The organism is Gilliamella sp. ESL0441, from assembly GCF_019469185.1.
GTDB lineage: Bacteria > Pseudomonadota > Gammaproteobacteria > Enterobacterales > Orbaceae > Gilliamella.
The window spans coordinates 913,494-926,707 of record NZ_CP048264.1 but is presented as its reverse complement, the minus strand read 5'-3'; the positions used below and the strand labels follow the sequence as shown (position 1 = coordinate 926,707).

Annotated in this window: 10 protein-coding genes; all 10 read right to left on the bottom strand. The window is 33.8% G+C overall.

Features of this window, described 5'->3' with window-relative positions:
• Positions 1–11 precede the first annotated feature (11 nt).
• A complete protein-coding gene (locus tag GYM75_RS04070; protein WP_220216890.1) occupies positions 12–1,364 on the bottom strand; it encodes an HlyD family type I secretion periplasmic adaptor subunit in 1,353 nt (450 codons plus the stop codon).
• 18 nt (positions 1,365–1,382) lie between these two features.
• On the bottom strand, positions 1,383–2,018 hold the full coding sequence (locus GYM75_RS04065; protein ID WP_220216889.1) for a hypothetical protein: 636 nt from the start codon (positions 2,016–2,018) through the stop codon (positions 1,383–1,385).
• 18 nt (positions 2,019–2,036) lie between these two features.
• On the bottom strand, positions 2,037–3,434 hold the full coding sequence (locus tag GYM75_RS04060) for a TolC family protein (RefSeq protein ID WP_220216888.1): 1,398 nt from the start codon (positions 3,432–3,434) through the stop codon (positions 2,037–2,039).
• A 97-nt stretch (positions 3,435–3,531) separates the two neighbouring features.
• A complete protein-coding gene (locus GYM75_RS04055; protein WP_220216887.1) occupies positions 3,532–4,773 on the bottom strand; it encodes a MotA/TolQ/ExbB proton channel family protein in 1,242 nt (413 codons plus the stop codon).
• 606 nt (positions 4,774–5,379) lie between these two features.
• Positions 5,380–7,623 (bottom strand): DNA internalization-related competence protein ComEC/Rec2, encoded by a 2,244-nt coding sequence (locus GYM75_RS04050; protein ID WP_220216886.1) that lies wholly within the window; start codon positions 7,621–7,623, stop codon positions 5,380–5,382.
• Between the two features lie 394 nt (positions 7,624–8,017).
• Complete coding sequence (locus GYM75_RS04045) at positions 8,018–8,308, bottom strand: integration host factor subunit beta (protein ID WP_220216885.1); 291 nt, start codon at positions 8,306–8,308, stop codon at positions 8,018–8,020.
• 98 nt (positions 8,309–8,406) lie between these two features.
• Entirely contained in the window at positions 8,407–10,089 is a 1,683-nt protein-coding gene (gene rpsA / locus GYM75_RS04040; protein WP_220216884.1) for a 30S ribosomal protein S1, read from the bottom strand.
• A 111-nt stretch (positions 10,090–10,200) separates the two neighbouring features.
• On the bottom strand, positions 10,201–10,881 hold the full coding sequence (gene cmk, locus GYM75_RS04035; RefSeq protein WP_220216883.1) for a (d)CMP kinase: 681 nt from the start codon (positions 10,879–10,881) through the stop codon (positions 10,201–10,203).
• Positions 10,882–12,162 carry a 3-phosphoshikimate 1-carboxyvinyltransferase gene (gene aroA, locus GYM75_RS04030; protein ID WP_220216882.1) on the bottom strand — a complete coding sequence of 427 codons (1,281 nt, stop codon included), beginning with the start codon at positions 12,160–12,162 and terminating at the stop codon, positions 10,882–10,884.
• Positions 12,163–12,190: 28 nt separating this feature from the next.
• Positions 12,191–13,063, bottom strand: a complete 873-nt coding sequence (locus tag GYM75_RS04025) for a helix-turn-helix domain-containing protein (protein WP_220216881.1) — start codon at positions 13,061–13,063, stop codon at positions 12,191–12,193.
• Positions 13,064–13,214: the final 151 nt, after the last annotated feature.

Sequence of the window (13,214 nt, the reverse complement as noted above, 5' to 3'; positions counted from 1 at the left end):
AATTTAATACGTTAAGGTTCTGAAAAAATAAGCGAACTGTTTGATAATAAAGGTTTTAAAAAGTATTCAAGCAATGTCCTTTTTCCAGTCAGCAAATATGCATCGACACTCATACCTGGATACATTGTTACATTATATTTCTCAGAAGGAACTTCAATACTAACAAGATAATATCGACCTAAGTTCTCGTCTGAAACAGCATCTGCGCTTATAACAGATACTTTTCCTTCTAAGGTGTTTGCATATGAAACATCAAAAGCACTGATATGCAATCTTGCAACCATTTTTTCCCAAATACGATCCCTATCTTCTGGTCTTACTTTTACTTCGGCAATTAAAGGGACTTCTGAAGGTGCTATTTCAACAACTTCTCCCCCAGCTCGAATAACTGCGCCTGTATGAGCAACAAACAGGCGCTGAATAACGCCATCAGCAGGACTAACAATTTTTGAATTTTCTCGTCGCCCTTCGCTATGCGTTCGTGAGTTATCAACATCGCTTAAATTGATATTCACTTGAGTTAATTGTTTTTGAACATCAGATATAAAATCGGCTTGAATCTGTTCATACCTTGCTTCATATTCTGAAAGTTCACTATTTAATCTTGGCACTCTTAATCTTGATTCATTAAGTGTTGTTTGAATTTGCTGATTTTCAAGTTTTTTCTGAAGCAAAGTTCCTTGTGCTGCTGCCCCTCTAGCTACCATGTTTTTGTAAAGTTGAACTTCCTGTTTAGTCAACTCTGCTTGTTTGCTAAGGTCATCGATTTTAGTTACGAGTTCTAAAATTTGAGCTTTCTTTTGTTCTACTTGAGCATTAATGACTTGTTTTTGCGCCCGTAAAGCAACTGATCTTGAATCAAATAAATTTAATTCACTTGTTATAATTTCATCTAATGATTTTTCACCTGTAAATTTAGGTTCAAATTTTTCATTACTTAATTCTGCATTAAGCCGTTCTATTCTGACCAATAATGCTTTACGTTCAATTTCATTTTTGGCAAAACTTTCATTAACATAACTATTATCAACAATAGCTATTAATTGTCCTTTAGTTACATGCTGCCCTTCATGTACTAAGAGTTGTTGTATTACGCCACCTTCAGGGTGTTGTAAAGTGACATTTCGACTTTCAACACGAATAACACCAACACCTTTTACTAATACATCAACTTTAAATAACGAAATCCAAATTAGAAATAAAATGATGATAACTAATGTTCTACCTGCCATTCCAGTCGGCAGGTAGTTCATTAGCTTACTATCAACAATTCGTTTTGGAAGAATATTAACAATTGTTTTTTTGTTAATTTTTTCTCGAAAGTTGTTAACTAATTTTTCTAAAATTAGAATTTTATCTTTCATTTTAGTTCCAAAAATCCTTTAATCTGCTAATAAAGGTTGTTGATCTTCAATACTATTAAATTGTGGCTGTGGTAAAGTAGTTGAACCACCTCCATTTGACGGCAATGATTCTGATTCTTTAGCTTTAGTTGAATTTTGGTCTTCTTGTAACTCACCTGCTTTCAAGATGCGAATAGACACAAACGCAACATCACTTTTATTTACAGAAGCATTTTCGATCTTGATTTTACCCAATGAAACTTTATCTTGTATCAATCCCAACAAATGCATATTACGCTCAAACTGAAGCTTTAAATCATTACCTGTTTGTTCATCTTTTGAAGAAATAGTTGTTGAGAAAACAACTGCACCTTTTTGCTCTATTTCATCCTTATGAATTTCCATCCATTCAGATAATTTTTCCTCATTTTTAGAATCTAAATAGTTTGCATTTTTATTATTATCAAATGCCAAACGTAATTCATTTGGATCAACATTTTCATCAATTTTATAGTGAACGGTAACTACTTGGTTACGGTCACGTAATTTAACACCAGCATTTTGTTGAGCAATGATTAACAATATTTGAAAAATTAAAGTTACTAGAAGATATACTAGTAACAATACTGTCATCATATCTACATATGCCGGCCAGAAATGAGAATTCGATTTCATAAAACAATACCTTTTCTGTTATTTTAAGCTTAGTCTTGACATTCCATTATCAAGCTGATCAGCTAAAAGATACAAACCTAATGCTGAAAGATAGTAATCATACAATGCAGAAGATTTACTGACTTTAGCACTGAAATAGTCTGTTTCAACAGTTAACAAATCATTCAAAGTACGTTGACCTAAACGAAACTCATCCATATATAATTTACGTGTTTTACTCGCATCTTTTTCTGCTTTAAACTGTATTTTATATGTATCAGTGGCGTTGAGCGCATCTTCTACCAAATTGTTTGAAACTTCTTTAATGTCTCGAACAAGTTGGTTATAAGATGCCATACTATAATTGTAACGAGCCGAAGCCTGATTGATTTTAGAGGTATTAACTCCACCGTCGAAGATAGGCATACTTACTTGTAATGAGACTTTTCCACCAATAAAGTTACCGTCTTTATCATCTGGATGTTGGAAAGGTTTTGTATATGAACCTACAGCATCAACCGATGGATAACGTGCACTTTTGGCTACTTCTACTTCTGAGCGAGAACTGTTTAATTGAAACTCTGAAGATTTAATATCAGGATTATTTGCTAAAACATCAGCTAAAACATCATTAAATTCGTGACTATTAATAAAAATTTCTTTTAATTTGACACTTTGGGTTGGTACAGATCGACCTAATAATGTATTAAGTTCTTGAATTGATTTTTTTAGTTGTAGTTCAATTGATTTAGCAGCATTTTGAGCATTCGTTAATGCTAATTTAGCTCTAATTAATTCTGATTGTGGAGATAGCCCCCCTGAAACACGAACACCAATAGTATTTACAAGATCAGACATCTGTTTGATATAATCTTGTGCATAACCTTTTTGTTGCGTGTAACGACGTATATTAAAATAAGCTTTAACAACATTGAATGTTACTTTACTTTTTTCAAATTCAGCCGTGTATTTAGCTGATTCACGAAGTTGAGTCGCACTATCAACACCATAACGTGTTCGTCCAAAATCGAGTAAGTTATATTGTAAAGAAACTTGAGCCTGTGCATATTCATCATTCGAACGAGAAACTGATTTCATTCTATCAAAGGCTTTATCTCGAGTTTTTGCTAATACATTAACTTTAGGATAATAAGTCGCACTGACTTCTTGGATACGCGCATCGGCTTCTTGTAATTTAGAATTGGCTGAAACGGTACGGAGTGAATAATATTGAGCTAGTTCAATAGCTTCTTGTAAAGATAAACCTTTCGCTGAAATGTTGAAATCTTCTTGTAAGGTATTTGGGACTTGTTTTTCAGACAACAAAATAATTTCATTCTCTTCATACGTTTCCTGAGTGTTATGCTGTTTATGTTTAACAGTACAACCGATCATAAGAGATGAAAGCACACTTAATACAATAATTTTATTTTTCACAACAACAATCCATATAACTAATAACAATTAAACATGGTTAACTCTATTCTGTTAATTTGAAAATAGAGTTAACTAAACCAAAACAATAAGTATTAACTTATGATTGAATCGATGCCTTTATTGAGGTCATTTGACCGACACACTCAATCAAAGCTTCATTTTGTTGTCTTATTGCTTTTACAACAGCTTCTGAATCACTTGTTTTGGTACGAGCAACAGATTCAATGGTTAACAACTGCTGGCGAACACCACGTATTTCTGATTGTAAGACAGATAATGTCTCTGACACTTCGTCAAAAGACGTCACAATTTGCAGACGATCAGCATTCATACCTCCAATAGCTTCTACTAAGGCTGTACGATTTTGTTCTGTTGAGACATGAACACTATCAATTGCATCAATTGTCTGTATTTGGTTTTGTGCAATTTTAACTGTGTGCTGATCAATGACATTTAATGCATTGTTTGCCGTTTCAAGTTCTGATTTAATACTACGTAATATAGGTTGTTGTTCATTCATAGAAGCAAGAAATTGATTAAATGCATCTAATATTGCAGCGTTAATACTTCCACCGTGTGATCCCGATCCTAGTACGCCTGTTGAACCAGAATATGAACCTGTAGCCCCCTCTGCTCCACCAAATCCGGACACTTGATCTTCAGCGTGTTTTTTTACCCAATCGTCGACTGAGTGATAAACATTATCTACGATAGAACTTAAAAGATGTGCTAATAAACCCATCACTAAAGAGCCCATCAACCCCAAAAACGAAGCTGAAAACGCTTGCGACATACCGCTCAATGGACCACTAATACTATCTAGTAATTTACCAATATCGTTCGCATTATTTTTGAGGTTCATCATCGCCTCAGTGATACTGCCCATTGTCATTATCAAGCCCAAAAAGGTACCTAATAAACCAAGCCCGACAAGTAATCCTGATAAATAATCAGCCCCAGATACACGATGCGAAAATTTGTCTTTTAGTTCATCTAAAATAGAACTCCGAATTTCCGGTCCAGCTAGCACTAAATCAGAAACTCGCCCTCTTAAACCTTTAAGAGCCCCTGAAAATTGGTACTTATCAAGAGCTTCAACATCATTAGATTTTAAAGAGGTAAAATTATTCCAACTGTTAATGCTCATTACTAGAGAAATACAGACATAAAAGACATAAATTACACCAATAATTTGCATTGAAACAATAACTGAGTTAATTATCGGATTGTGCCCAATCGTCTCTAAAAGCAAATCGTGAAAAATTGTAAAAGCCATTACAATTGCAAAAAGAATAAAAAAGATCAAACTTATCGATCGTTTAACTGAATTCAACTTCACTTTATCCATCCTTAAACTAAATTAGAAAATCAATTATAATTTAGTTTTGCTTTAAAAATTTTCTAATTCTTTATAAATAATTTATATTCATCAATCTTTTTTTACAAAAAATGATGCCTTGACTATTCTATTATCGATTCATAAAAAATGAAACCTTTTTTGTAAAAAAAATTTCTAATTAGTTTTTATTTATAATGAGTTAGCTTTAAAAAAGCCAGTTTACAACAAGAATTAGTAGCATTTGGACTAATGTTAGATTTTTTCTTATAAAAAATCACAAAATCGACAAACAAAGAAATTCATTCAATTATTCATGAAGATATATTTTTATATATTCATTGATTATATTTCTTTTAAATTTGATATTTAAAAAGAATAAATTTACATAAAAGTTACAAACTCAAATTAAAAAAATTTTACTCATGCTTTTTGTAAATTATTTAATATATTTTTTTATCATTAAAGCATATAGAGATATATTAGAAATGAATAGTGTAAGTGTTATTACTTGTGATCTATCAAATTGTCTTATAAATATATAAGATGACTTCTATAGACCAAGCAAAATTTATAATGTATTTTAAAATTATTATTGTAATAATTTATTTAATTATAATTTGGTAAACGCCCTATCCAGTTGTGATACCATCTTGGGTTTATTTCACTCCTTATAGTCTTTAACTCCCATCGATTTCCATAAAAAAATAAACTTATTTGACCTGATTTTGCCGTAACACGATAATCTAATTGTAGATCCTGATAACGTTGTATGACTTTATTTGAAGGTAAATGCCAGGCGTTATAGCGAGAAGTTGAAGCTAATGAGATTGCTGGATTAACAAAATTCAAAAAAGCATAGCTTGATGAAGTGTTACTACCATGGTGAGGAGTTTGTAAAATAGTTGATGCAAGGTCTTGTGCATATTTTTCTACTAATTGATATTCTTGTTTTCGTTCTAGATCACCTGTTAATAATACAGAAAAATTATTATCATAAACTTTTATTACGCATGAATCTTCATTTTGTGCATAATTTACTAACTTGTTAGGCCATAATACTTCAAAAGTCAGATTATTCCAGTTTAATTGGTTGCCAGCTTTACAATAAAAATTGTTTCTGAGTGTGGTTGAAGAACTCATTAACCAAGCTTTTGGGTAAAGATGTTGAAGAATAGTTAATCCGCCAATATGATCATTGTGTTGGTGACTAATGATAATGCCTTTTACCTCTAAACCATGCCAAATTAAAAAAGGTATAATGATACGCTCAACAGCGGAACTTTTTTCCCATTTAGCTCCAGTATCATATAATATAGCTGATTTACCATCATGAATAACAACGGCTAACCCATGCCCTACATCTAGCATATCTAATCGCCATTTATAATTCTGCTGTTTGAAAAATGGCGTAACTAATATCATTAATAGTATAACAAGGGTTATATTGAAACGACGCCAAATTCCAATTCGTAAAGATATAATCATTAGCCATCCGATAATACTGAATAGATAAAAATTAGATGACAAATTAAGCCATGAGAAATTTATTAGTTCTAAGCAAATAAATAACCATTCAAGCGATATTTCTGCAACATACAAAAACCATAATGATAAATGAAAGTAATTAAGACAACTAAAAACAAGTGCTATCAAGATTGAAGGAAAGGTAAATAGTGAAATAATTGGAATAGCTATAAGATTTGCTAATAAGGATACAGGGCTTATACCCTGAAAAACAAAAATTTGTATTGGTAGTAATAATGCGGTTAAACCGAACTGTAAATGCAACAACCTAATTAAATACCATCTTTTTTTATGTTGTATTCTTTTTGAAATTGGTATCCACTCATATAAAAAAATTAAACTTACCACAGCATAACAAGATAACCAGAAACTTTCAGATAGAATCATTAAAGGATCGAATAACAACATTAAGGCAATAATACGATTAATTTTTTGCCACGAACTTATGTGTCTATTTTTATAACGTAGATAAATCCATATTGATAAAGCCAACATTGCCCTTAATGCGGGAGGATTTAAACCTGTTAACCATGCATAAAAAAAAGCAAACATCCAACCAACTACGATAGGAGTATGACAATAACTGAAACGCTGAGGAACAAAAAACATGCTTAATTTAATGGTAAAACTACACATCCAAAAGACTAATAAAATATGCATGCCAGAAATCGCCATTAAATGAGCAACGCCAGTTTGCATCATTATGGTACGTTGATACTTTTCTAATTGAGATCGATCCCCAAATGCCAGTGCTTTTAAAATTCCACGATAAGGAAATAAATCGATATACTTTGCAAGATTACTAGCAATATTTTGCCGAACATCATAATTTTCATCTAATAATTTTTCACTTTTTAATTTTGCTGTTAGTAAAGTCCGATTTGCTATCGCAAACCGCTGACTATCAAATCCACCTTGATTTAAATAGCTATGAACAACTTTCGTTTTTATGGTCAATTGCCATATTTGACCTAATTTAGGTACAGAGGATTTATCCCAGTATATCGAGATAGGAATAGGCGCTGAAACATAATGATTCTCTATATTTAAAATCGAAAATTGCACATTATAAGGCTCGTTTTGCCTAGAAGCACATCGAGTGTTAAGACTTACAACTTTGGCTTTTACGATTATGGTCTGATCAATTAATGGTTCAATATTCAATATGTATTGTTTGGCATAAGCAGTAGCCCATAAAAAGCTCAATACAAAAACAGAAAATGTTATATGAAGTTTTGATTTAGAGAAAAAAGGCAAAACAGTTATTATCAACAAAAATGCAATAAAATACCAATACTCATCTGAAGGTAAATTAGGCAAAAACATTAGAGGCAAACACCCTAATGAAAAGGCTATGGCAAAAAAATCATATGAACAAATATGCCGCATTGACAAGGCTTAAAATATCTACATTGAATATTTACTAAGCCTATTATGTTTTAAGTTCAAAAAATAAATTAACGCTAAAAAGTAGATCGAAGTTCCAATTTATATTTCTTTTTACGAAAAATTAGTATGCGTTGTTTAAAGATAGATGGAAGTCTTACCATTTATGATTTAATAATAACAATAAGTATTATGATTAAATTTTTCTTCATCATAATTAAGAATGGATAACCTGCATAAAGGTTATTAACAGTTATCTGATTTAATAGAAATAAAGTGCTATTCAAAAAAAAACCTTTGAAAATATTCAAAGGTTTTTTGGAGATTTCAGCAATTATGCTTTTGCAGCATTATTGACTCTTTCACGTAACTCTTTTCCTGGCTTAAAGTGAGGAATATATTTATGTTTAACCTCAACATTACCGCCGGTCCTTGGGTTTCTCGCTTTTCGTGGAGCACGATAATTTAGACTAAAACTACCAAACCCACGTATTTCTACACGATCATTACTTTCCATAGCTAAAGCGATCTGTTCGATAATATCTCTTACAGCATTATCAACCAGTTGCACAGGAAGGTGTGCCCGCCAGTTGACAATTTTTTCTACTAAATCTGATCTGTTCATGGTCACTCCTAATTAATGTATGTAGTATATAATTGATTCATTTTATACCACAAAAGAAAAAGAGGGCAAGCCCTCTTTACTTTTTAAATGAATATATTTTACTCGGTTTTTGATGCAGCTTTGAATGCTTCTGCCATTGCATTTGTAAATGACGCTTCTTCTTGAGTAGAAGTATTATTTACAGCAGCTAGCGCTTCTTTTTCATCAGCTTCATCTTTAGCACGTACAGATAATGAAATCGCACGAGTTTTACGATCGATATTGACAATTTTAGCTTCAACTTCATCGCCAACTTTTAATGCAGTCGTCGCATCTTCAATGCGTTCACGTGCAATGTCTTGTGCTTTTAAGTAGCCTTCAATACCATCAGCAATTTCAATTGTTGCGCCTTTTGCATCAACAGCTGTTACATTACCTTTGATAATTGTACCTTTTTTGTAGTTTGAAGCAAAATTGTTGAATGGATCATCTTCAAGTTGTTTAATACCTAAAGAGATACGCTCACGTTCTGCATCAACTTGTAATACAACCGCTTCGATGTCATCACCTTTCTTATACGCTTTAACTGCTTCTTCACCTGGCATATTCCAAGAGATATCAGAAAGATGAACTAAACCGTCAATACCACCATCTAAACCGATGAAGATACCGAAATCAGTGATTGATTTGATCTTACCACTAACTTTATCACCTTTATTGTGTGATTCAGCAAATTGTAACCATGGGTTTGGTTTACATTGTTTAAGACCAAGAGAAATACGACGACGTTCTTCATCAATTTCAAGAACAATAACTTCAACTTCATCACCTAAGCTAACCACTTTAGATGGGTGAATGTTTTTGTTAGTCCAATCCATTTCAGAAACGTGAACTAAACCTTCAACGCCCGTTTCAATTTCTACGAAACAACCGTAATCAGTTAAGTTAGTTACTTTACCAGTTACTTTAGTACCTTCTGGGTAACGTTTAGCAATTGAAACCCATGGATCTTCGCCTAATTGTTTTAAGCCAAGAGATACACGTGAACGGTCTTTATCAAATTTAAGAACTTTAACAAGTAATTCTTGACCCACTTCAACCACTTCACTTGGGTGTTTAACACGTTTCCAAGCCATATCAGTGATATGAAGTAAACCATCAACACCACCAAGATCAACGAATGCACCGTAATCAGTAAGATTTTTGATGATACCTTTAACTTCAGAACCTTCTTGAAGATTTTCAAGAAGTTGTTCTCTTTCTGCGCTATTTTCAGATTCAATGACTGCACGGCGAGAAACAACAACGTTGTTACGTTTTTGATCTAATTTAATAACTTTTAATTCGATTTCTCTATTTTCAATATGAGAAGTATCGCGTAATGGACGTACATCAACAAGCGAACCAGGAAGGAACGCACGAACGCCATTAAGATCAACCGTAAAGCCACCTTTAACTTTACCATTGATAACACCTAAAACTGTTGCAGCATCTTCAACTGCTTTTTCTAATGTAAGCCACGCTTCATGACGTTTAGCTTTTTCACGAGATAAAATTGTTTCACCAAAGCCATCTTCAATTGAATCAAGTACAACATCTACGATGTCGCCAACTTGAACTTCTAATTCGCCTTGGGCATTTTTAAACTGCTCTACCGGAATTGCTGATTCAGATTTTAAACCAGCATCAACTAAAACAACATCTTTGTCGATTGCAACGACAGTACCACGGATCATGTTACCAGAACGAGTGTCTAGTTGATTTAAAGACTCTTCAAAGAGTTGAGCAAAAGATTCAGTCATATTTATATACTTAAATTAATATTAACGTCCACATTACATCATGTCTTGTGGGGTTGTTTATGATACTCCACTCGTCCTTATAATGGAGCTTTGTTCACGTTATAAATAAATTTACAACGCAAGTTTTTCGTTTATATACGTAATAGATTGATTAAATACATCTTGGATAGAAAGTGATGTGGTATCAATTATTAGTGCATCTGTTGCAGGTTTTAATGGGGCAACGGCTCGATTACGATCTCGCTCATCACGCGCAGTTATCTCCTGCAAAATTTCGGCGAATTTAGCATGTTTTTGCTTATCTTGCAACTGTTTCATTCTTCTTTCTGCTCTTGAGTGTGGACTAGCATCCAGAAAAATTTTTACTGGCGCATCGGTAAACACAACTGTCCCCATGTCTCGCCCATCAGCAATTAACCCCGGCGCTTGCCTGAAATCTCTTTGCCGTTGCAATAATGCTGCCCGAACTTGATTTAGCGAAGCGACTTTAGAGGCAGCCCCCCCAGTCTCTTCAGTACGAATATCTTTAGAGACATCGACGCTATTTAATAGTACTTTGACTTCCCCATGACGGGTATCAAATTTTAAAGGTAAATTTAATGCTAATTGAGTTAATTGTTGTTCATCATCCAGTGCAATGTGATGATTGAGCGCCGACAACGCAAGTACTCGATAAATTGCGCCAGAATCTAAAAGATGCCAATTGAAATGATTAGCTAACGCTTGGCACAACGTGCCCTTCCCCACACCACTAGGGCCATCAACAGCAATAACAGGAACGAATGTATTCATTTAGTATTCACTCAATCGTTTAAATTGTTCAAAATAGTCAGGAAATGTTTTCATTGTACATTTAGGATCTAATATAGTCACGGGCGTATCGGATAATGCTACTAATGAGAAACACATTGCCATACGATGATCGTTATAGGTTTTTATTTCAGCATGTGTTAAAGATTTAGGCGGGATTATCGTTATATAATCGTTACCTTCTTCAACCTCAGCCCCTACTTTACGCAATTCAGTTGCCATAGCAGATAAGCGGTCAGTTTCTTTAACTCGCCAGTTATAGATATTACGGATAGTTGTGGTTCCTTTGGCAAACAAAGCTGTTGTTGCTATTGTCATCGCGGCATCTGGGATGTGATTCATATCCATATCAATACCATTAAGTTCCCCTCGGCTACACTCAATATAATCATCAGCCCACGTTACTTTGGCACCCATTTTTTCAAGTACATGAGCAAATTGGGTATCACCTTGTAAGCTTTTTTTACCAATACCTGTGACGCGAACAGTGCCACCTTTAATTGCCGCTGCAGCTAAAAAATATGAAGCGGATGAAGCATCCCCTTCAACCAAATAAGTACCCGGTGACTTATAAGTTTGCTTTGCTTTGATAACAAATTTTTGATAATTATCATTGATAACTGATACCCCAAAGATTTCCATCATTTTGATCGTGATATCAATATACGGTTTAGAAACTAAATCCCCTAAAATAGTAATTTCAGTATCGTTAACAGCAAGTGGGGATGCCATTAATAGCGCCGTTAAAAATTGACTTGAAACAGAGCCATCAACCTGAATATTTCCGCCAATAAAGCCACCATGAATCTGGAGTGGTGGATAACCTTCATTTTCAAGATAATCTATTTTAGCGCCACCTTGACGAAGCGCATCAACTAAATGCCCTATCGGGCGCTCTTTCATACGCGGTTCACCCGTAAGTACAATATTATTTTCACCAAGACATAACGCAGCAGTTAGAGGTCGCATCGCCGTACCGGCATTCCCTAAAAAGAGCTCTAATGCATGGGATGAATGTAGTTTTCCGCCGACGCCCTCAATATCACAAATCGTGCGATCATTTGATAATTGATACGTAACACCTAATGCTTTTAGCGCATCAAGCATATAACGGACATCATCGCTGTCTAATAAATTTGTTAAACGTGTTTTACCATGACTTAATGCAGACAAAAGTAGTGCCCGATTAGACACGCTTTTTGAACCTGGTAAGTTTATCGTACCATTAAATCTTTTTATCGGTTGTAATGTTAGGGATAACATGATAGTTCTCTTTCTATTTTTAAGATTTTTAAAATTTATCTAAAGTTGCTTTCAACAATTCAATGGCTTGTTCATCTTTAGCACTATTTTGCCACAATTTATCAAATAACAAACGGTATCGCTTAATCGCATCGTGAGATGAGGTAATAGAAGCAATCCCTGTGGTCACATTCGGTAATTCACCTAATCGAAACGGGCTCATCGCTAACGAAATCGGGGCTTCATTTTGATAAAATAATTGAAACGCAATAGATGGAATAGCATGCTCTGTAATAGCAATGGTTGGCGAATAAGTTTGTTGTTCAATTAATTCAATTAAGTGATAGACTTCTTTGCGAGCTAATAGCATGCGTTCGGACTTTTTACCCGGTGAAAGATTTAAATTACCGACTAAACCAATATGTAAAAAACGCTCCACATTGCGTAAACTAATCAAATTAATGACGTTAGGCGCTGATTGATAGAATTGTGTTTGACGTTCTTTTAAAATAGCTAACGTTGTTGCATATTTTTTTAAATTAATTGAATCACCCGATTCATCTAGCATCATAGCAAGATGAGAAAGATAATCTGGTGAAGTGAGTAAAAAAGAAAAAGGATCAAAATGAGAATAAATATGTGTTGATTGTTCTTCAAGTTGACGCATACGTTCAAAAAAACCTTCACCACTTGAATAATATTCGGTATCAATACCAATCAAGCTCGCTAAGGATGTATCTAACAAGGTCGCTAAACGGCCTAATGTTTCGATTTTGATAATTTCACCCTTCTCTAAACGGTAAACCGCAGCTCTTGAAATTCTAAGATTTTGTGCTATGTCTTCTGCTTTTAAGGAAGCCGCTATACGATACGCCCGTAAACGCTGACCTATCGCACAATAATCAATCGATCCAGTATTCATAATTCACTCAAATCATTCGGATTTTGGCAGTGTAACATAAGGTAATCATATTGCCAATTTGCAATCTAGGTAATTTTGTTCAATTCATTTTACCATTAACTTTTGCATATCATTTTCAATTCATCAATATACGATTTTTGATTAAAATAAT